The sequence below is a fragment of the Mucilaginibacter sp. HD30 genome (assembly GCF_054061755.1).
This window is the reverse complement of sequence record NZ_JBSSEO010000001.1, coordinates 226782-246933: the sequence shown is the minus strand read 5'-3', so window position 1 is coordinate 246933 and position 20152 is coordinate 226782. Positions and strand designations below refer to the sequence as shown.

At 41.7% G+C, this 20152-nt stretch carries 22 protein-coding genes; 16 read left to right on the top strand and 6 right to left on the bottom strand.

The window, feature by feature from the left end:
* Position 1 precedes the first annotated feature (1 nt).
* On the bottom strand, positions 2-1162 hold the full coding sequence (locus ACVW2L_RS01275) for an MFS transporter (protein ID WP_457126135.1): 1161 nt from the start codon (positions 1160-1162) through the stop codon (positions 2-4).
* 299 nt (positions 1163-1461) lie between these two features.
* On the opposite strand from ACVW2L_RS01275, the gene ACVW2L_RS01270 reads away from it, so the two are divergent.
* The 8 genes from ACVW2L_RS01270 to ACVW2L_RS01235 all read left to right on the top strand — a co-directional run bounded on the left by ACVW2L_RS01270 (position 1462) and on the right by ACVW2L_RS01235 (position 8821).
* Entirely contained in the window at positions 1462-2463 is a 1002-nt protein-coding gene (locus ACVW2L_RS01270; protein WP_457126134.1) for a fatty acid desaturase, read from the top strand.
* A gap of 176 nt (positions 2464-2639) precedes the next feature.
* The gene (locus ACVW2L_RS01265; protein WP_457126133.1) at positions 2640-3416 is read left to right on the top strand and encodes a hypothetical protein; all 777 of its coding nucleotides are present in this window, start codon (positions 2640-2642) and stop codon (positions 3414-3416) included.
* A 53-nt stretch (positions 3417-3469) separates the two neighbouring features.
* Positions 3470-3823, top strand: a complete 354-nt coding sequence (locus ACVW2L_RS01260) for a hypothetical protein (protein WP_457126132.1) — start codon at positions 3470-3472, stop codon at positions 3821-3823.
* A gap of 48 nt (positions 3824-3871) precedes the next feature.
* Positions 3872-4225, top strand: coding sequence for a hypothetical protein (locus tag ACVW2L_RS01255; RefSeq protein WP_457126131.1), 354 nt, complete (start codon positions 3872-3874; stop codon positions 4223-4225).
* Between the two features lie 90 nt (positions 4226-4315).
* Positions 4316-4687 (top strand): hypothetical protein, encoded by a 372-nt coding sequence (locus tag ACVW2L_RS01250; RefSeq protein WP_457126130.1) that lies wholly within the window; start codon positions 4316-4318, stop codon positions 4685-4687.
* Positions 4688-4818: 131 nt separating this feature from the next.
* Positions 4819-7146 (top strand): TonB-dependent receptor domain-containing protein, encoded by a 2328-nt coding sequence (locus ACVW2L_RS01245; protein WP_457126129.1) that lies wholly within the window; start codon positions 4819-4821, stop codon positions 7144-7146.
* Positions 7146-8630 (top strand): PepSY domain-containing protein, encoded by a 1485-nt coding sequence (locus ACVW2L_RS01240; protein ID WP_457126128.1) that lies wholly within the window; start codon positions 7146-7148, stop codon positions 8628-8630. The genes ACVW2L_RS01245 and ACVW2L_RS01240 overlap by 1 nt, the downstream gene beginning before the upstream one ends.
* Positions 8630-8821: a heavy metal-binding domain-containing protein gene (locus tag ACVW2L_RS01235; protein ID WP_457126127.1), complete on the top strand. Its 192-nt coding sequence runs from the start codon at positions 8630-8632 to the stop codon at positions 8819-8821. The genes ACVW2L_RS01240 and ACVW2L_RS01235 overlap by 1 nt, the downstream gene beginning before the upstream one ends.
* Before the next feature lie 37 nt (positions 8822-8858).
* On the opposite strand, the gene ACVW2L_RS01230 is transcribed toward ACVW2L_RS01235, so the two are convergent.
* The 4 genes from ACVW2L_RS01230 to ACVW2L_RS01215 all read right to left on the bottom strand — a co-directional run bounded on the left by ACVW2L_RS01230 (position 8859) and on the right by ACVW2L_RS01215 (position 11107).
* Positions 8859-9356: a DinB family protein gene (locus ACVW2L_RS01230; protein ID WP_457126126.1), complete on the bottom strand. Its 498-nt coding sequence runs from the start codon at positions 9354-9356 to the stop codon at positions 8859-8861.
* An 88-nt stretch (positions 9357-9444) separates the two neighbouring features.
* A complete protein-coding gene (locus ACVW2L_RS01225) occupies positions 9445-9813 on the bottom strand; it encodes a hypothetical protein (RefSeq protein ID WP_457126125.1) in 369 nt (122 codons plus the stop codon).
* 71 nt (positions 9814-9884) lie between these two features.
* A complete protein-coding gene (locus ACVW2L_RS01220; protein ID WP_457126124.1) occupies positions 9885-10244 on the bottom strand; it encodes a hypothetical protein in 360 nt (119 codons plus the stop codon).
* A 170-nt stretch (positions 10245-10414) separates the two neighbouring features.
* Complete coding sequence (locus tag ACVW2L_RS01215) at positions 10415-11107, bottom strand: S24 family peptidase (RefSeq protein ID WP_457126123.1); 693 nt, start codon at positions 11105-11107, stop codon at positions 10415-10417.
* A 194-nt stretch (positions 11108-11301) separates the two neighbouring features.
* Here ACVW2L_RS01215 and ACVW2L_RS01210 point away from each other — a divergent pair, with 194 nt between their 5' ends.
* Positions 11302-11481 (top strand): hypothetical protein, encoded by a 180-nt coding sequence (locus tag ACVW2L_RS01210; protein WP_457126122.1) that lies wholly within the window; start codon positions 11302-11304, stop codon positions 11479-11481.
* A 50-nt stretch (positions 11482-11531) separates the two neighbouring features.
* The gene (locus ACVW2L_RS01205) at positions 11532-11957 is read left to right on the top strand and encodes a hypothetical protein (RefSeq protein ID WP_457126121.1); all 426 of its coding nucleotides are present in this window, start codon (positions 11532-11534) and stop codon (positions 11955-11957) included.
* 61 nt (positions 11958-12018) lie between these two features.
* Here ACVW2L_RS01205 and ACVW2L_RS01200 read toward each other — a convergent pair whose 3' ends face one another.
* Positions 12019-12591 carry a hypothetical protein gene (locus ACVW2L_RS01200; RefSeq protein ID WP_457126120.1) on the bottom strand — a complete coding sequence of 191 codons (573 nt, stop codon included), beginning with the start codon at positions 12589-12591 and terminating at the stop codon, positions 12019-12021.
* A 163-nt stretch (positions 12592-12754) separates the two neighbouring features.
* Between ACVW2L_RS01200 and ACVW2L_RS01195 the strand changes: the two genes are divergently transcribed.
* The 6 genes from ACVW2L_RS01195 to ACVW2L_RS01170 all read left to right on the top strand — a co-directional run bounded on the left by ACVW2L_RS01195 (position 12755) and on the right by ACVW2L_RS01170 (position 20083).
* Positions 12755-13225 carry a hypothetical protein gene (locus ACVW2L_RS01195; protein WP_457126119.1) on the top strand — a complete coding sequence of 157 codons (471 nt, stop codon included), beginning with the start codon at positions 12755-12757 and terminating at the stop codon, positions 13223-13225.
* Between the two features lie 31 nt (positions 13226-13256).
* Entirely contained in the window at positions 13257-14483 is a 1227-nt protein-coding gene (locus ACVW2L_RS01190) for a PBSX family phage terminase large subunit (protein ID WP_457126118.1), read from the top strand.
* The gene (locus tag ACVW2L_RS01185) at positions 14480-15205 is read left to right on the top strand and encodes a hypothetical protein (protein WP_457126117.1); all 726 of its coding nucleotides are present in this window, start codon (positions 14480-14482) and stop codon (positions 15203-15205) included. The genes ACVW2L_RS01190 and ACVW2L_RS01185 overlap by 4 nt, the downstream gene beginning before the upstream one ends.
* A 163-nt stretch (positions 15206-15368) precedes the next feature.
* The gene (locus ACVW2L_RS01180; RefSeq protein WP_457126116.1) at positions 15369-15818 is read left to right on the top strand and encodes a hypothetical protein; all 450 of its coding nucleotides are present in this window, start codon (positions 15369-15371) and stop codon (positions 15816-15818) included.
* Between the two features lie 11 nt (positions 15819-15829).
* Positions 15830-17923, top strand: a complete 2094-nt coding sequence (locus tag ACVW2L_RS01175) for a hypothetical protein (protein WP_457126115.1) — start codon at positions 15830-15832, stop codon at positions 17921-17923.
* A 150-nt stretch (positions 17924-18073) separates the two neighbouring features.
* Complete coding sequence (locus ACVW2L_RS01170) at positions 18074-20083, top strand: hypothetical protein (RefSeq protein ID WP_457126114.1); 2010 nt, start codon at positions 18074-18076, stop codon at positions 20081-20083.
* Positions 20084-20152 lie beyond the last annotated feature (69 nt).

Genomic DNA, 20152 nt, shown 5'->3' with positions numbered 1-20152 from the left:
CTTAACTGTGCTCCTCGTCAATGCGATAAACCAGCAACACTATCATCAAACCCAGCAAAGCGATCAAACCAAACGAAACGCGTAAGTTTATCGCCTCGGCTATAAAGCCTACAAATGGTGGTACCAGCAAAAAACCCAGGTAGCCAATAGAAGATATAGATGCCAGCGCGGTGCCGCTGCTCATTGTTTTTGAGCGCCCGGCCAGTTGAAAGATCATTGGCACTATGCAGGATACACCAAAGCCTACCATTATAAATCCTATAGCGGTTATTAGTTGATTAGGAAATACAACCGATAACAGCAAGCCCGTAAATATTAAAACGCCACTGCCGCGCAGCATATTTTTAATACCAAAACGGTTAACTATCGCGTCGCCAACAAAGCGGCCAAGGGTCATGGCAATCATGTAAACAACAAAACCCTCGGTAGCATTACCTTTTGCTACGTGGATAACCTTTTCAAAATATACGCCGCTCCAATCGTACATGGTATTTTCGCAAGCCATACAGCAAAAACAGATCAGGGCGAACGTAATAAGCGATTTCTCAGGAAGTGTAAATATTTTTCGTTTGGGCTGCGGTATAGGCGGCTGATAAATTGTGCCCGAGATAAACCAGAATGAACATACAATAAGTAAAACACTTACCGCCAGTAAGTGATAAGAGGTACTTATGCCATAATGCACTGCAAAATAGCCTATGGCTGCACCTGCAAAACCGGCCAGGCTCCATATACCATGAAAGTTGGCCATTATAGATCGCTCGTATAAAGACTGCACCTCTACCGCCTGCGCATTGGTTGATATATTAAATAAATTGCGCGATGCACCCAGCAAAAACAAAGCAGGTACCAATTGCCATACTGTTGTGGCAAAACCAAGCACGCCCAGTACCGCGGCAAATAAAACAGCGCCAATTAGCATTACCGTACGGCTGCTAAACTTACTAAGCAACTGCCCGGTTATTGGGATGGTTAACATCAATCCAATGGGCATGGCAAACAAAATGCCGCCTAATTCTGCTTCGTTTAAGTTAAGCTGCTTTTGGATGTTAGGGATACGCGACGCCCAGGTAGCATACCCAAGGCCCGAAAGGAAAAAGAAAACTGCATTTGCCAGGCGCAACTGCCCCGGCGTTCTGTGTTCGGTTGATTTTTTTAGCACAATTGCTGCAAAGTTACATCTCCTTAGCAAAAAATCATTGCCTTGGTGTTAAAACCCCTATTTATCCGCGTGGCGGTAAATCATTCATTGGTCATTATTGGTTCATGGTATCGCCATTTCATCAAATTCATAGTTAAATTTGCAAATACAGCTATTTGCTAAGCTTATGGTTTATAATTTTATGATGCTTATCACAAATTAAATTTTTATAACTTTTATGTAAAATTTTATAATTATTATTGGAAACTGGAGTTTGTATAGGATAAGCGAACCTGAATATTGAATATTTCTAATAAAAAATGGCTAAAAAAACCGATTTTATTTACTCAGATGCTTCTGAACCACACCGTAAACGCACAAAGCAAATTTTAAAGCAATTTCCTTCTCTGAGGAATCTGATCGGTAAAAATCCAAACACTATTTGGGCAATTGTTGGTCTTGTATCGTTTCAGATAGTGTTGGCCTGGTTGCTTCGCGATCAATCGTGGTGGTTGGTTTTTGGCGCAGCTTATTTTTTAGGTGCCTTTGCAGACCATGCTTTGTTTGTAATGATACACGAGTGCGCGCATCATTTAATATTTAAAAATAAAACGGCTAACCGCTGGGCGGGTATTTTGGCCAACACGCCTCAAATTTTCCCAAGTTCTATCTCATTTGAGCGTTACCATATAAAACACCACTCGTTTCAGGGTGTGCATGAACTTGATGCCGATTTGCCAAACAAATGGGAAGCTAAACTGATCAACAACTCGTTTTTAGGTAAAGCCCTTTGGCTGCTTTTTTACCCACTTTTTCAGGTTTTCCGTTTATCGCGCTTACGCGAGATTCAGACCTTTGATATATGGATAGTAGCTAACTTATTGGTGCAGGTGGCATTTACAGCTGCTATATATTACTTTATGGGATGGCACTCATTAGCGTTCCTGCTTTTAAGCTTCTCGTTCTCGGTAGGCTTGCATCCGCTGGGTGCGCGCTGGATTCAGGAACACTATTTAACACATAGTGTTGAGCAGGAAACCTACAGCTATTATGGCGGCCTTAACAAGGTTGCTTTTAATGTAGGCTTTCATAATGAGCACCATGATTTTCCTTCTATCCCATGGAACAAGCTTCCGCAGATAAAGAAAACAGCGCCTGAGTACTATGATACTCTGTTCTATCATAAATCATGGACCATGCTGTTCTTCCGTTTTCTGTTTGACAAAGAGATCTCTCTTTTTAACCGCATATTACGCAAAGAAAGAGGTAAAGTGGCTTTAACCGACGTGTCAAAACCCGACGTAGAAATGCAGATCAACTAAATTAAGGTCATCTTAATTTTATTTATTTTTGCAGGATGTTATTCCCCCGGATGCGCAGGAGCAAAAAACTTAAATACATAGCTGCTGTAGTAATTTTTTTGTTTTTTGGCGCTTACGCGCGCCACCGCTATTTGCTTACAAAAATCACTGTAATCGGCCAGCTGCAGGATAGGACCATGAGTGAAACATCGGGCATGGCTGCTTCGGGCATTAACAAAGAATTATTTTATGTCCATAATGACAGCGGCGATACAAGCCGCTTTTTTGTTATAAATGCAGAAGGAAAACTTTTCAATACAATTTATTATAGGGCTGACACTACCTTAAAAAACGGCGTTCTTGATTGCGAAGACATTGCTGTGGGGCCAGGGCCTAAGGACGGCAAAAGCTATATCTATATCGGCGATATGGGTGATAACGGCGCGGCCAGACCTGCCATAACCATATACAGGATAGAAGAAAATGAAGGCCTGCTTAACGGTACAAATAAAACCGCCAAGGCAAGGCCTATATTTTTACGATATCCTGATTGGCCGAAAGATGCGGAAACCCTGATGATTGACCCGGTAGAAAAACTGATCTGTATTGTAACCAAACGAGGCGATGCTGTGGGCATTTATACCGCGCCGTTGAATTCAGCCTTAGGTGATACAGTTACATTAACCAAACGCGCTACGCTAACGTTTAGTGGCATAAAACCCTTAAAGTGGATAACCGCCGGCGATATATCAAAAGACGGTAAACACATTTTAATAAAAAGCTATCAAGAGCTTTATTACTGGGAGCGCAAGGACAATGAGAGCATATGGCAAGCCATGCAACGCAAACCGCTTAGCCCACATTATGAAGAGGAGAAATTAGGCGAAGCCGTAGCATTTAGTGCTGACGGTAAAAGCTTCTATACCACAAGCGAAGGCGTGTTTGCACCCATATATTATTATAAAACGCCATAGCGCTTTTAAAAAAAAATTCTATATTTAGTCCACCGAAAAAAACTAAAATAGTTATGAAAAAGAAATTCTCAATTGCAGCACTGCTTGTGTGCTGCGCAGCTGTAGCATTTGCAGCATTTGCAGACCTATCCGGAAAATGGAAAGGCGTATTAAAATTTAACGACATGGAGATTCCGCTTAATTACACTTTTAAAGTTGATGGCGAAAAACTAACCGGCTCAATTGGGTCTGACCAGGGCGAAAACCCCATTTCTGATGGTAAAATAAAGGGAACCGATTTTTCTTTTTCCCTGGATTTTAATGGAGAAAAAATACCTCATACAGGTAAATACTATGGCGATTCTACCATTGTAATTTCCGAATTTCAGGGCCAGAAAAACCGCATTAAACTTACCCGCGCTCAATAAAAATATTAAACCGAAAAATCCACTAATAAAACCGAAAACCCAAGTACTATGAAAAAAAGATTCTCAATTATCGCGCTGCTTGTTTGCAGCTTTGTTGTTGCATTTGCAGCATTTGCAGACCTTAATGGAAAATGGAAAGGCACACTAAAATTTGGCGATTTTGAATTGCCACTAACCTATAACTTTAAAGTTGATGGCGAAACCGTAACAGGTGCCTGTGTTACAGACCAAGGCGAACTTCCGATCTTAAACGGAAAGATCAAAGGAAGTGATTTTACTTTTGCTTTAGATATTCAAGGACAGCAAATGCCGCAAACCGGTAAATTTTATGGCGACTCAACCGTTATAACGTCAGAGTTTCAGGGCCAAAAAACCCATGTTAAGCTTGTGCGCGCTCAATAATAGCGTTCAATAATAAAAAGGGGCAGGCAAAATTTTTGCCTGCCCCTTTTTATTTGCTTTTCCCCCTTTGCTACCTTACTTTTGTTGCGCATGTTAAACCGCGTTACATCCATCGTTTTACTTGTTGCCCTGTTGTCGGCCAACTTTTCGCGTTTGTTTGTATATGCAGGTTTTGAGCTGAACAAACGATACATTGTAACCAAACTTTGCGAGAATAGGGATAAGCCCCTGCTGCATTGCGACGGGAAATGTTACTTTATGAAAAAAGTTAAACAGGCGCAGGAAAAAGATAAAAACAATGAGCGCGAAACGCAAAAAAACCTGTTTCAGGAAGTGTTTGTAAAATCTTCCAATTCTGTAAAATTCTTTTCCAACGTTGTTAATACCATTTCTACTCCTTACAAAATAATTGCCGTTACACCTTTTCCCGGCGTTGTGTTTCATCCTCCGCAATTAGCATAATAATAAAACTTTACTTATTGTATTCGTTTTAATGGCTGGCTATGCTTTGCCGTTTTATCACTATACACCACAAGCATCAAATTATTATTTGCTAACACAGGGAGTAAAACCTCTCTCCTAACAACTCTTAGGTGAAAAAATACTACATATTGCTTTGGCTGAACCTGCTTACTGTAGCTGCGTTCAGTCAAGTAAAAGGCACAGTTACTGATGCCGTAACACACGAAGCGCTGGCAGGCGCGCTTATAAGTGATGGAGCCAAAAACCTTACGCAGACTAATGCACACGGAGAATTTAGCGTGGCGCAATCATCATTAACAACTATTAAAGTAAGTATGGTTGGTTACACGCCCCGTACCGTAATTGTTGTTGATGGTGCTATGTTGAGCATTGAATTAGAACCTTCAACAACCGATCTGCAAACGGTTATCGTATCGGCCAACCGCGAGGGACAGGATCGTCGCGATGCTCCAATCGCCATCAGTAAGATTAATTCAACCCAGATAAAAGACACCAAGGCAACCGCTTTATTTCAGCTGATTAACAAAACACCCGGCGTTTACATGGTTAATTTGGGTAATGAGCAACATACCATGTCTATAAGGCAGCCTATTACTTACAATGCCTTATATCTGTATATGGAAGATGGCCTACCCATACGCCCAACGGGCATATTTAACCATAATTCGCTGTACGAGATCAACATGTCGGGCGTAAAGGATATAGAGGTTATAAAAGGACCGGCATCTTCCCTATATGGCAGTAATGCCATTGGTGGCGCCATCAATTTTATAACCCAAAGTCCACCCGCCGGTTATGCAGGCAATGTATCCTTACAGGGCGATAATTACAGTTATCGCCGCGTTGACGCAGACGGCGGTTTTACCAAAGGCAAATTTGGCCTATACGTGGGCGGGTATATGGTAAAGCAAAAAGATGGCTGGCAGGATTATTCAGACTTTGATAAAAACTCCATCAATTTAAAAATGACCTATGCCGCAACTGATCGCACCAAACTAACTTTTTCATCGGCTTATAACTACCTTAATACCCAAACACCTGGCAGTTTAGACGAAATAAAATTTTACAGTCGCAGTTATGGCAGCAACCAGCGCTTTACCTATCGCAGGGTACAAGCATTCAGGGCATCGCTTAAGTTAGAACATAACTGGAGCGAAAAGAGCAGCACATTTATTACGGCCTTTACCCGAGCTAACTCTACCGCGCAATTGCCAAGCTATTTTATATCAGATGTGCGTAGCAATACAGGTACTTATCTGAGTTCAAACGGGCAGGTTAATGATCAGCGCCTGCAAAGCTATGGCTTATTGGCACAGCACCGCGTAAATATGGATTTTTTGAATTCGCGTTTAATTATTGGGGGATATCTGGATAACAGTCCGAGTTCGTTTTACTCGCAATTCTTGGATATTCAAAAAGATGTGGCCAAAAACTATTATACCGGTTTTACTAACAACGGCAAATATTTAGATGATTACAGTATTAAACTGTTTAATACCGCTGCTTATGCGCAATACGAAATAAACCCTGTTGAGCCTCTGCGGATAGTTTTAGGCTTAAGGTATGACCATGTTCACTACAACTTTAATAACAACCTTACAGCGGGCACAAAATATAAACAGCATGAGCTGAATGACTTTAATATAGTGGCACCAAAGCTTGGGCTTACCTATAACTTTGGACGTAATACTGGTATATACGCCAACTACAGCGTAGGTTTTCAACCACCTGAAACAGGCGACCTATACAGCGCAAGGCAATTAACGCCACTTAAACAAGCCACTTTTAACAATTATGAAGTAGGCGGATGGTTGGCAATGTTGAATAAGAAAGTGTACGTGGAAATAAGCCTGTACGATTTGGAAGGACGGAACGAGATTATTAATCAATTACTACCTGATAACACCACGCAGAATAAAAACGCGGGTGCCACACGCCACCGTGGCATAGAGTATGCCCTTACCTATGCACCATCAGGGCAGCTTAGCTTTAGATTTAGCGGCACCAATGCCAAACACTCTTACCTGGATTACAGTGAGGTGAGCACCAACTTTGCCACTAACACCAGCACTGTGATGGTGTACAACGGCAATCGCATGAATAATGCCCCGGCGTGGATAGCCAACAGCGAGCTAACTTATAAACCTTTGTTTATCCCGGGTTTCAGAGTAGCCGGCGAGTGGCAGCATATTGACAAGTTCTTTACCAATCCTGCCAATACCAAAACTTACAGCGGGTATGACATTTATAACCTGCGTTTAGGTTATGACGCTAAGCAGAATGCGCTAAAAGGCTTTGGTATTTGGTTTAATGTATTGAATTTAACTAATAAACTTTACGCAACCAATGTTACCAGCAATCAGTACGGCGATACCTACACCGCAGCGCCGCCACGCACCTACACATTGGGTTTAAGTTATTCCTTCTCAAAAAACTGATGATGAAAAAAAACACAGCCAACAGCCAGGCGGTAAAAAGGCGTTTTTATAAGTGGCATAGGGTATTGGCGCTATCCGCGTTGATACCTATTATCGCTTGGACCATAAGCGGGCTCTCGCACCCGTTAATGTCAAACTGGCTGCGGCCGGCCATAGCTAAGGAGCAGTTTGTTCCTGCAACACAAGATCAAATTGCCCCTGTAGTATCGCTGCAGCAGGTTATGGCTATGCACAATATTGCAAAGGTTAGAAACTTCAGTTTGGTAAAGTTCAATAGGGGCTCATACTATCAGGTATTAGATAAAGACAGTATTTATCAATATTACGCTACTACTGACGGCAACCTTTTACGCAATGGCGACAAGGAATATGCCGAATACCTTGCCCGTTACTTTACGCAGGACAGCACATCCGAAATAAAGAAAATGTCGTTACAAACCGGTTTTGATAGTCACTACCAGCCTATAAATCGTTTGCTGCCGGTTTGGAAAGTTACGTTTGACCGCCCGGACGGAATGGATGTGTATGTTGAAACCGCGCAAAGCCGCATGGGTACCTTCAATAACAACACCCGCAAATTTTTCCTGGTGTTGTTTGAACAATTGCACACCTGGCAGTTCTTAGCTGATATTGGCGGTGAACAATTCCGGCTGATTGTTTTAATGGTTGTAGTGGGCATTTTGTTTCTTTCTATACTAAGCGGCTTAACTGTTTACGGCTTGTTCTGGAAAAAATTTAAAGAAGTAACACAGAAAAAGAAAAATAACGGAGCGGAAGATAAACGCATTATACACCGCTATCATCGGCAGTTAGGGCTCATCATGTCAGCGCTGATGTTGATGTTTTTTGTGAGCGGGGCGTTCCATCTATACATTACACTGCATAATTACACAGAAAAAAGCAACGACTATCAGCAATTGGCTAATGTGCAGGATCTGAAGATTTCAAATTTTGATTTACCTATTGCCGACAGCAATATTTTGCGAATAGGTTTGGCAAAGTTTAATAACAAAACTTATTACCAGATATTAACCAATAAAAAACAGGTACGCTATATTGATGCGACGAACGGTGAGGAGTTACAAGATGGCGATGCGGCGTATGCACGTTATCTGGCTGCGCATTATCGCAACTTTACAGATGGGAAGAACGCAGAAAGTGATAAGATATCAAATGCCGTAGTGGTTAGTCCGGTAAAACAATTCACTAACGATTATGGATTTATAAACAAGCGTTTGCCTGTTGAGCAAGTGAGCTATGACAGCGGCGAGGACTGGTATATTGAAACTACATCAGCAAAACTTGCTACAAAAGTAACCGGTATTGACCGCGCCGAAGGCCTGACCTTTATATTTTTGCACAAGTTTTTCTGGATGACCTGGGCTGGTAAGGACATCCGTGATATAATAAGTATGCTGGCAGCCCTCGGCATTTTAGTGGTATCTTTACTGGGCCTTACAGCCTTTATAAAAAATAAACAGTAATGAGAGCGATAATAATAAGCGGTTTTGCATTTGTAGTGCTGGGTTTGGCGTCCTGCAGCGGTTCGGAATCAAAACATTCGGGGAAGAAATATAAATACGTTTGCACCATGCATGCCGACATAGGATCTGATAAGCCCGGTGTATGCTCCAAATGCGGCATGGACCTTGTAGAACGGGATACAACCAAATAAAAAAATCCGCCCCGAAACCCAGGGCGGATTTTTTTATTTATTTCGGCATTTCGTCGCCACTTGGGCCATAGCTGCCAGGGATAGGTATATCCAACAGGCGTAAAAACACACCCAACTGCGCCCTGTGATGTATGGTTTGGCTAATAGCTACCCTGATGGTTTCATATTTGTTCATATCGGCCAAAATATGTTCGCCATTGCGTAATACCCATGGCTTGTTCAGATCCGCTTCGTTAAAAGCTTCCAGGTGCGCCCTGCCGTCTGCGTATGATTGTTCAAAAAATTCAAGCAAGTCCGCAGTATTATCTATTTTACTTGGCTCATATGGCACTGCTGCAAAATCTAAACCATCAGTAGTTATTGCCATGGTTACCCATGCAGGCAGTTCGGCAATATGGGTGCTTAATTGCTGCAGGTTCATACTTTTAGGATGCGGCCTCCAGTCAAACTTGTCTTCAGGGATCAGTTTAAGGAATTTACGTGTAGTTTGAGCTTCCTGCTCAATTTCTTTTAAAAGAATTTCGATGATTGTCATGGCTTGTTTGTTTTAATACAACAAAGAAACCATCAGCTGGTGACAACCCTATGTCAGCAGGTTTTTAGGGAATTAATTTTTTGGTAGGTTAGCCGGCTACCTGGCGGTTGCTCCTATCCTGATCACCTTTCAGCTCTTTTATTTCCATCTCGAAGGCGCGCATACGGGCGTGCAGAATATCCAGTTCTGTACGCATCATTTGTATTTCGGTAATGAGCTTTGCCGATTCGGGTTTGTTGATATTCTTATCGCCGGTGCCTAATATCAGCCACTCAGGCGAGTACCTAAGCTGCAGGCAAAGTTTGCGGATGAGGTAATAGCTAACTTCCTGTTTTTTGTTAATGACCTTGCTTATAAAACCCTGATCAACCCCAATAACACCGGCAAGCCCTAATTGGCCACCATGCTCCTTAACTATTATTTTGATACGCTTTACGATACCTTCGTCAGACAACATACGGCTGCAATTATAAACAATGTAAATTCAAAACAGAAATACATCGATATATAAAAGCCAGGTGATCTTATTTAGAGCTCAAGCACCTTCATTTGCAGTTGTTGAAGTTTATCGCTGTAATCTCTTAGTGATATTTTCTTGCCTGCATACGTTGCTTCCAGCTGCTCCAGCGCCTTTATTAATTGTAGCCTGCGTCCTGTGGGGGCCACTTCATTTGCGTTAGTAGCAGTGCCTGGTTTAACGCCGTTCTCATACAATTTACCATAAATTACCTTCAGCTTGCGATCAACCGACTGCACCATAAAAAGCGAAGGCACTTCGTCTGGTTGCTTTACAAATTCCTTCAATTTTCTTTTTTGTTTTCTATGATTAATAACAATTATTAAAACGATCAAAAAGCCGGATGACAGGAAATAAGGAAAATAATCCATGTAAAAATTATATTAACGGGTTTGCTTTATACTTACAAGCATATTAAATAAAAGGTAATAATTGTTGCGCTATATTATAGAAATATAAATTACGAAAAAAGGGGTTAAAGATATTTTTTTACAAATATTTTAACCCCAAAAGCTCTAAAGGCAGGTGCCGTTTATATTAATTAATGGTTATGCTTTTTATGGATGTCTTTAACCAGGCAAAGCTTTTTTATCTCGTCAATCTTGATAACAAAGGGCGCGTATTTAAGCGTGTTGCCAACCATTTCTGTAACGTTATCTGAGTGGGCTATCACCTCATCAGGAGTGTTGCCGGCCAAAAGCCTCTTGTACATACGATAATCGCCCCATTCTATGTAATAAACTTCGCCGGGAAGGATCTTTTTGTCATGAATTATTTTTAAAGCTACCCAACAGCCGTTCTCCAGGTAAGGGTACATAGAATGCCCCCAAACCGGTAAGGCAAAATCGCAGTCCTCAATACCAGGGAAATTCATCCGGCCAACTGCTTGCTTATCGTTGATATCATTATACACCTCAACGCCTGATGCTGTAGCAATTACTTCAAACATGGGTATCCCTAAACCTGTGGACTGCACTGTTAGATTTTCTGCCGGCTTACCTTGCTTCAGGAAATCTTTAAAACGTTCTTTAAATGCCCTGAATTTCTCCGGATCAATGTTTTGCCTGCTCTTAATAATTTCTGTAATAGAGCTTGCAGAATTGAATCCAAGTATCTCTGCAAGTTGTGCATTTCCAGTGAAAGCCCTCCCCTTTAGTTGGTTATATAAAATGATAAACTCCAATGTTTCAGAGCGTATTGTTTTAATCTTATTGGGTTTTTCGATAGCTTCCATAATGTTGATAATTATTTCTAAGTTTTCTTTATTTTAAAGATTATTCTTTATATATTTGTATTCAACACAACAATATTAATCTTTATATTTAAATAATCCAAATTAAAATACAGAAATAAAGAATATATGAATTTACCCGCTTAAAATGATCGCGTATTAACGTTAACTACCAGTAAAACTTATAATATAATACCATGTACCTTATCTATTCTGCGCTACAACAAACGGTACCACCTGATACCGATGAATTAACTAATCAACACGAAAAGCACCTGCGTTATAAAGCTTATAAATCTGTGTGCAAAAAATACCGGCAAGAGATAGCGGCCATCCAAAAATACTTCCCTAATTGGAAACCGCGCTTTGAACGGTGAAATAACAAAACCAGTAACCTGCCCCGCCTGGGGCACATTAATTAAAAAAAATGATAAAGATCTCTCAAAAAACAAAAGACGCGATATGGTGGATGATCATATCGGTAGATTACGACTACAGCCGCATCAGCATAGCCGACCATGAAATTAGTGATGACATGTTAACCCTGTGGCTGGAGGACAAACACGACTTTAAAAACACGTTGGAAGAGTGCCTGGAACTGACGCTGCCGTTAAAAGCATTGGTTAAAGTGATAAGGGCCGAAGGCATGAACAGTTATGAAGGAACCAAAATGCATCCACGTAAAGGATTCATCTACAAAACCCGTATTGAAGTGAATGAGCCGGTGCGTTGGTACAAAGAAGATGCATCGTTAACGGAGCAACAATGGGCACGCGAAGCGGTTGTAAAAACCCTGCTTACCCAACTTGTAGAAAACGAAGTGGCTGATACAGCAATAAAATATGCTATTTAGCATATCAAACATAAAATAATTTTTCGTATATTTGTATGTACCTCAATTAAGCAAAGAATGATTATTTTAACCGGAGATCAAACGTCCCGGTGGTTTTGTAAAATGAAGAAGGCTTTCCCTGCCTGGAAAGTATCGTATAAAAAGTTCCTTTGGTAAGTGTGCTATCCTGCTGAAACTTGATCAAATTAATTTTCCCGATATCGCGGGCGCTTATGTATTTGGATAATGTGTACTGTACAGATGGAACGTCATCGTCATTAACCAACAACTGGCTGCCGGCTATCACAGAATTTGAGTCGGCCCTGGCTACGCCTGCAGAACTGATACCGAAACTAACCGTATGGGCTTTATTTATAGCCGTAATGCCAAAATATTTACTGCTGTCCAAATCAACGCTTACAAAAGCAATAGAATCTTTAGCAGCATCAAAAATGTAGGTTGAGTCTTCAACAGTTATTTTTAACAGTCCATTAATAGCAAGAAAAGTTCCCGGGGCGTCAACATTTATAGCGGCGCTGATGGAGTCGTTTTTAGAGCCGGCTTTTAAACCAACAGGTATTTCATCCTCTTTTTGGCAAGCCGAGAATGCAGCCAAAAGAAGAAAGAGAAAAACGATGTTTTTAAAAACCTTCATAGGCTAATACACAGATAACAAATATAATATATATAGTTGTGTGCGAGTGTAACTTTAACACAATTTAACTGATAAAAGAAAAATAAATTTAAAACCACTTTAAAATGCTAAATATTTTAGTTATATTTGTATCACTTCTATGCCATTCGGCACATAAATCATAATGAAGAATTTTAAAAAAACATTTAACAACAGGGCGGAGCTTTGCACTTTGGTTGAGCGCTACTTTAAGTATATTGAAGGTGAATACCGCATAGAAAAAACAGCAGCCAAAAAGGCTGACGAAGAGCCAACAATCCGAAAAATCACTATTCGCGATGCCGAGCCCGCTACCATTGCAGCCCTTGTACTTCATTTAGGCTTTAACAGCCGCGAAGAATTTGAGGCTTTAGAAGAAAAGGGAAGATACGCTGCAATACTAAAACGTGCCCGCCTTCAGGTGGAAGCGGCTTATGAGAAAAGATTGCTTCAGCCATCGCCAAGCGGTGCTATGTTCGCTTTAAAAAATCTGGGCTGGTATGAAAAAGCAGATACAGAAAAAGCAGTGAATGGGGTGTCTAAAAAACTCACAATAGAAGTTATCGAGACAGGCCACAAACCTGTATCTGATGAGAACGAAGTGATACTGGACTAAGACCTTTTAATATTACAAATACGCTACGTTTATGAAGAATACAGCAGCAGCATCTGTGCTGTTTAAGCACAACTATGCCTCAACCGCTCATGTGGTAGTTAACCAGGGTGGCACCAGCTCGGGTAAAACATATGCTATTGAGCAGGTGCTCTTCTGCAAAGCATGCGAGGCCGAGAAACAGGTTATTACTGTAGTTGCTCAGGACGTTCCCAATTTAAAGGCTGGTGCACTACGCGACGCGTTGAACATTTTTAACGGATCTGAAGAGTTAAAAAGCGCTGTAAAAAGTTTTAATAAAACCGACAGGATATTTGAGTTTCATAACGGTAGTATAATTGAGTTTAAAAGCTACGGCGATGCCCAGGATGCAAAATCGGGAAAACGCGATTATTTATTTATTAATGAGGCTAATGGCATTACCTGGCCCATTTATACAGAGCTGTCCATACGCACAAAGAAGCAAATTTTTATTGACTATAACCCCAACACAGCATTTTGGGTACACGATAATGTATTAGGCAGAGAAGGCGTTGAACTTATTATATCCGATCACCGGCACAATCCTTTTCTGGACGACTTAATGCGGAAAAAAATTGAATCGCATAAAGAAGAGGACTTGGAGCGATGGAAAGTTTACGCCCGGGGACTAACCGGCAAGGTAAGCGGAATGGTGCTGACCAACTGGCTTCTTTGCGATAACATTCCGCCGGGGGCGAGACTGGTGGCGGTTGGGTTAGATTTTGGGTTTACCAATGACGAAACCGGCTGCCTGATAGTTTACCAAAGCGGTGGAGCACTATGGATAAACGAGCTGCTATACGAGACCCGATTAACCAATATGGATATATCAGGCCGACTGACGGAAGCAGGATTAAGTAAAAACACAGAAATAATAGCAGATTCTGCAGAGCCAAAATCTATTGAAGAACTAAGGCGACTGGGCTGGCGGGTAAGCGGGGCTAAAAAAGGCGCCGATAGCATCAAGCACTCAATTGATCTGCTTAAACGCTATAAACTAAATATAACCCGAACCAGCGTTAACCTTAGAAAAGAACTGGAACGTTACAAGTGGCGCACAGACACGTCAGGCAAAGCCCTTAATGAACCTATTGACAGGTGGAACCACCTAATAGATCCGTTACGATACGTGGCGCTTAATAAGTTAAAGGTTACTCATACAAGCCAACCCAGATCAAGACTGCCGTTTAAAACAGAATCATTCAGCAGCAATACATTTAACCAAATGTTATCTATATGATAGAAAAAACCATAAAAACCATTGAAGGGAAGATCACTATAAAGATACCCTCGCTTTTAAACGAACTCACGCTTGGGCAGTTAATGGCCATGCAGGAAAAAACCGATCTGAGCGATCTGGACGCTATCAGCATTTTGTCAGGCATCCCAATTGATGAGCTGCAAAACATTAAAGATGCGAATGATATGCACGTATTTGGCGAGGCTGTGCTTTCACTTTCAACACAAATAAGGTATCTGTACAACAGCGATGAGATCCCCAAAAACGTTACTTTTTACCATGAGAAAACTCCGGTTGAGGTTAAGCTTATCAATAACTTGTCAGTTGAGCCTGCAGGTGCATTTTTGGCATCGCGCGAGATAATAGCTTCAGAGATAAACGAACATGTAAAGGCCCATGGCGAGGAAGATTGGCAGCAGCATTTCAATCCATCGCTGAAAGCATGCTGCAAGGTGTTGGCCCATTATTTTTATTGCCGGGTAACCGGCGAACGGTATAACGAATACAAAATCGAAGCCTTTTGTGATGCGATAAAACAACTACGGGTAACGGAGGCGCTGCCCATTGCCAAACATTTTTTTACTGTTTATCCCAACTTATCGAAGCCGAGAACAAGCTTCTGGCATCGGCTCCTACCCTTTTGGAGAAAAAGGCAGGCATACACAGCTTTGAACGCTTTAGATACATTAACACAGTTAACGCGCTTGCAAACGGCGACGTAACCAAATGGGACGACATCATGAACACGCCGTATGAACGCGTGCTCACCAAACTGCTCCTGAATAAAACCGAGGCTGAATATCAGCGTAGATATTCTGAACTGCTGCACGCCCAGCATTAAAAACACCTAAATAACCAAATGAATAATAACCTATTGACCAACCCATGCCCATACGTAACCAAATAGAAGCCATTGTGCAAACGTTAACCGATAGTCCGGCGTTTGCGTACGGCACTGTAAACGAACTCAACACACTGGCAGACGATATCACTTCATTCCTTTGTGTGTTTATGTATCCTGTGCAGCCAATTGAACTATCGCCGCATATTAACGGGTCGGTAAACAATACGTTTACCCTTACGCTGGAATTTCTCTTTAAAACAGAATTTGACCAATACACCGCCGACAATGAAACCTACGTTAGCCAGGCACTGAGACTAGCCAATCAGTTTATTGTAAAAGCGTCAACCTATCGGGAGACTGACGGGCGCTACTTTAAGATAAAGGCCGGCACAAAGGCAAAATGCCTGCCTGTTTACAACAAGTTTGATGCAAACACAACAGGCATTGCGCTTACCATCACGCTTGCCACCATGTATTTCGATAATTATTAAAACACCTCTAAATGGCAATTATAGCTAATATATATCTGGATGAACACTCAAGTAGTGGGGGCTTTACCCGTTGGTCAGATGTTTATATAAACCTTATTGATTCGGTTACTCACTTGCCTGTTAATGGTGATAATGTTGTAGTAACCTACCAGCTTACAGAACTGATTGATGGGACCGAACACTACAGTACGCACACCGCAACCATAGCGGGGCAATCACAGTTAATTGATTCGGGGGTGCCAACTTTTGTGACCGGGTATGATGAGTTTGACAATCTTATACCTACTTACTACCGCTCCTATTTGATTATAGGCGTAGGCGATGCACCAGATCCATCGCCACCGGTAAACGCCTGCGATTTGCAGATAGTTAATGTTCTGGTTGATAAATTTGAGTCCTCGCCCGGCGCAAATGATGCGCAGATAACGATTAATGCCACATCAAGTTACTTGCCCATTCTTTATAGTATTGATAACACAACCTTTCAATCTTCAAATGTTTTTGCAGGGGTAGCCGGCGGCCTAAAAACGGTTTATGTTACTGACGCTAACAATTTTGGCTGCGCGGTTAACCAAAGCGTGACTGTACGCACACTTAATAGCTTATTAGTAAGCGACCCCTCTGTTACCGTTGCCGGAAACGTTAGCCGCTGGAATGCGGCGTTTAACCCGATCGTTTTTACTTATCAACGGCAGGACTTTGAGGTTTACAGCGTTGGGATGGACGGCGCGACCAGCAAGGCCAAATTGCTCATCAACGCGCCTATAGATAAATTGAGGAATGGCGACAAAGTTTATGTAAACGCGGGCAATTATAACGGTGTTTTTGAGGTGGTAAGCAGCCCGGCAGATAATACCTTGGTTATTGATGCCCCCTTCACAGCAAACGCTACAGGGTTTATCAACATTAATAAACTGAGACCTTACTATGCCATCAACACAAAAATCACGTACCAGGACCCCGTTACCGGTCAGCAAAAAACAATAGAATCAACCAACCGGCCTAATAATGCTGGTATGGTTAAGGCGGATATCTCTAACTTTTTGCAAAGCTTGATAAGCACGAAGGACGACAGCAACTTTACGAACATAAATTATAGAGATACCAACCTGAGCGCCAGCTACCGCATAAGTTTTGCCCAGCAGTGGGATGACGAAAACGGCAAAGAAATAACATCAGAATACACAGAAATTGCAGATACCTTTTTTGTGGCTTATGCCGCAAAGCAACTGGGGCAACGTTACGGTGGCAACCTGGCTGAGTATGTGCCATTCAAAACAATTACAAGCGGGGCGCAACCTGCAAGCTGGATAACAGATTTTGTAGAGCCGGCTTATTCTAACGCTTATCCATTTGATATTGGCTTTATTTATAGTGAAGACCTGCTTGGCTTGCAACTATACTGCGAGTTGAACCTACTCGATATCAATAGAAATCCAGTAGGTGGTGCAACCGAGACCATTGAGTTATTAAACGAAGATGGCTCATGGCTGCTTAATCAGGATGGCAGTAGATATGTAATTGCTAACCAAACGGCGTCAATCAATCCGCTGGCAGAGCAATTGGGTTTAAACCGTTTACTCATCAACAGTAGTTTTGCGCCGGAGGCGTATTATTTTACCCTCACCATTAAATATAACGATGATAATGATGTGAGGCACACTGTTACCCAAACACAAACCATACGCATTGATGATGCTATTGATGACAATTCTGTTTACCTGCGCTGGATAGGTTTAAGCGGGTCATGGAACTACTATCGCTTTGTTTACAATCAGGAAGTGTCCTTAGATGTGCAAAACGCAACAATCGTTAAAAATTATGTTAGCGATTGGGAACACCAGGAAAGTATTGAAGAGGTGATCAGCAAATCTGCCGGGCAAAAAATAAAAGTAATGGCAGAGGATTTAACCGTAAATGATATTAAAGGGCTGCAATCCATTAAATACTCGCCCAAAGTGCAAATGCTGGTGAACAAAAACCCGGTTAAATGGCAAACAGTTGTTCTTAACACCGCCACCTTCAGCGAGTACGAAACCCGTAATGGGCAGGCGCCCTTTAGCGTTACGTTTAATCTGCCATCCATTAATATACAGACACAGTAGTTTTTTTTAAGTATCAAGTAGTTAGTATCAAGTAGCAAGACTTAACATATTGAAAACGCTATATCTGATACCAATAGCTTACTTATTTGGAAGGAAGTCTAAGCCAAAAAAATACTTGATACCTGATACTAACTACTTGATACTAAAACAATGAACCAACTTCAACTTTTCATAAATGATTCCCTCGTCGACTTGAGCGATGACAGCCCCATTGCGCTTACCTTCCAGATCAATAACCTGGCCGAGGTAAAGAACCAGCAGGGCAACACATCCAACCAATTTAAGCTGCCGCTTACGCAGCACAATAAGCGCATATTGGGTTTTCCAGATGATGTTGCCTTATGTTCAGAAGCGCCTTACAAAAAGTATCCGGCCAAGTTGGTGCAGGATGGTTTGGAGATCATCCCCTATGGGGTTGCCGAATTGAACGGTGTTGATAATGATACCGCCAGCCTTACAGTACTTTCAGGCAATGTTGATTTTTTTGACGCTGTCGATGCTAAGCTGTATGATATGGGTAAAACCTTTAAGCAATATGAGCATAAATGGAATGTGGAGAATGTTGCAGCATCACAAAGCCGTACAACGGGATGGATCTATCCGGTTATTGATTACGGCAATTTGCCAAGCCATCCTAATGATATCAACGTAAATAATTTACGGCCGGGATTTTTTATAAAAACCGCGATTGATGAGATAGTAAAATCAACAGGTTATAAAGCCAGTGGCTCTTTATTGACAGATCCCCTGTATCCAAAATTGATAGCGCAGTTTAGTAACAGCAGTTGGGAACATGGCTCAGATTATCAGAATGATAATGCTAATAACCCACACACCTGCCTTGTAAAAACACACGCCGATCAAAACTTTGGCGACAATAATGCTTATGTGGGTAGGGTGGCCTTTTATAACCAGTCTGAAGATAATAACCATTTATGGCAAAATTCGCAGCAATATTACCGCGCACCTGCCAGTATATCAGCGTCGGTTACGCTTGAGTTTTCTGTGGAGATAACAGGCGACCTGAGTAAAAACAAACAAGGCGAGCACTTTGGCATTGTGCTGCGTTTGAGGAAACTACTTACTTCGGGCTACTGGGAGCCGATAAATGATATAACTATTGATCTGGGTAGTAATACACAGCATGTATCAGTTAATTTTTATAAGCGGGTGGCCAACAACATCAAACTGTCTTATGACCTCGACCTGGCAACCGGCGAGGGAGTATATGTAGAGTACAACGTTAATCACAATAAGCATGGCGTTATCACCCTTAAAAAAGACAGCACCCTAACAATTACCACCAAACGCCAAAAGGTGTTATTTGGGCACGATGTACAATGCGAACGCATTTTCCATGACATATCTGCCAAGGACCTGCTAAAAGACACCCTACAACGCTTCGGCATAATTTGCCAGACTGATAATGCCAAACGTACTGTTACATTCAACTCCTTCAGGGATATTGTGAATAACATCCCGCTGGCCAAAAACTGGTCGGGTAAGTGTTTAGATCAGGGTAAAAGTATTAGCTTTCAATTAGGTGGTTACGCGCAGGAGAACAAGCTGAAATATAAGGAAGATGAAGCTGTGTTGCCCGCAGGTTTCGCCGATGCGGTGATAAAGGTTAATGATGCCACGCTACCCGCCTCGGCAGATCTGTTTGAGAGCCAGTTTGCTCCTACCCTTCACACGCCTTACCTAAGCAGCAGCGTAGCTCAAATAAAAATGAACGATGCCGACAGCAGCGATTTTAGCACGGGTGTAACGCCGCGTATTTTAATTGACCAAAAACTGCCGCTTGAAGATGGTAAAACCGTAAAGTTTATTGACGGGCAAGGCAACAACCGGGTGGTTAACGACTACATAAGCACCCCCTACTTTTATAAACCCGATGCGCCCAAACTAAACGACACATATGGCCAGCCCAGTCTTAAGTTTGACGACCTGCGTAAACGTTATTATCCTGAGTTAGAGAAAATATTAAAGCAAACCAAGAAATTAGTACGCTATTTTTTACTAAGCCCGCGCGATATTTTAGAACTTGACCTGATGATACCTGTTTATCTGGAGCAAGACAGCGCCTATTACTATATTAATAAAATTGATGCCTGGCGCAAGGGGCAGGCTGCCAAAGTGGAGTTGGTGAAGTTGGGATAAAAAAGTTAATTTTATTTGCTTGGTGTATCTCTTAAAATTATATTTACCAAAAAAATTAGCAAATCTAAA

Coding starts and splice junctions, on each gene's coding strand:
- ACVW2L_RS01270 (WP_457126134.1), top strand. CDS start 1,462: ATGGCTAAAAAAACCGATTTTATTTACTCAGATGCTTCTGAACCACAC.
- ACVW2L_RS01265 (WP_457126133.1), top strand. CDS start 2,640: ATGAGTGAAACATCGGGCATGGCTGCTTCGGGCATTAACAAAGAATTA.
- ACVW2L_RS01260 (WP_457126132.1), top strand. CDS start 3,470: ATGAAAAAGAAATTCTCAATTGCAGCACTGCTTGTGTGCTGCGCAGCT.
- ACVW2L_RS01255 (WP_457126131.1), top strand. CDS start 3,872: ATGAAAAAAAGATTCTCAATTATCGCGCTGCTTGTTTGCAGCTTTGTT.
- ACVW2L_RS01250 (WP_457126130.1), top strand. CDS start 4,316: ATGTTAAACCGCGTTACATCCATCGTTTTACTTGTTGCCCTGTTGTCG.
- ACVW2L_RS01240 (WP_457126128.1), top strand. CDS start 7,146: ATGATGAAAAAAAACACAGCCAACAGCCAGGCGGTAAAAAGGCGTTTT.
- ACVW2L_RS01235 (WP_457126127.1), top strand. CDS start 8,630: ATGAGAGCGATAATAATAAGCGGTTTTGCATTTGTAGTGCTGGGTTTG.
- ACVW2L_RS01230 (WP_457126126.1), bottom strand. CDS start 9,356: ATGACAATCATCGAAATTCTTTTAAAAGAAATTGAGCAGGAAGCTCAA.
- ACVW2L_RS01225 (WP_457126125.1), bottom strand. CDS start 9,813: ATGTTGTCTGACGAAGGTATCGTAAAGCGTATCAAAATAATAGTTAAG.
- ACVW2L_RS01220 (WP_457126124.1), bottom strand. CDS start 10,244: ATGGATTATTTTCCTTATTTCCTGTCATCCGGCTTTTTGATCGTTTTA.
- ACVW2L_RS01215 (WP_457126123.1), bottom strand. CDS start 11,107: ATGGAAGCTATCGAAAAACCCAATAAGATTAAAACAATACGCTCTGAA.
- ACVW2L_RS01210 (WP_457126122.1), top strand. CDS start 11,302: ATGTACCTTATCTATTCTGCGCTACAACAAACGGTACCACCTGATACC.
- ACVW2L_RS01205 (WP_457126121.1), top strand. CDS start 11,532: ATGATAAAGATCTCTCAAAAAACAAAAGACGCGATATGGTGGATGATC.
- ACVW2L_RS01200 (WP_457126120.1), bottom strand. CDS start 12,591: ATGAAGGTTTTTAAAAACATCGTTTTTCTCTTTCTTCTTTTGGCTGCA.
- ACVW2L_RS01195 (WP_457126119.1), top strand. CDS start 12,755: ATGAAGAATTTTAAAAAAACATTTAACAACAGGGCGGAGCTTTGCACT.
- ACVW2L_RS01190 (WP_457126118.1), top strand. CDS start 13,257: ATGAAGAATACAGCAGCAGCATCTGTGCTGTTTAAGCACAACTATGCC.
- ACVW2L_RS01185 (WP_457126117.1), top strand. CDS start 14,480: ATGATAGAAAAAACCATAAAAACCATTGAAGGGAAGATCACTATAAAG.
- ACVW2L_RS01180 (WP_457126116.1), top strand. CDS start 15,369: ATGCCCATACGTAACCAAATAGAAGCCATTGTGCAAACGTTAACCGAT.
- ACVW2L_RS01175 (WP_457126115.1), top strand. CDS start 15,830: ATGGCAATTATAGCTAATATATATCTGGATGAACACTCAAGTAGTGGG.
- ACVW2L_RS01170 (WP_457126114.1), top strand. CDS start 18,074: ATGAACCAACTTCAACTTTTCATAAATGATTCCCTCGTCGACTTGAGC.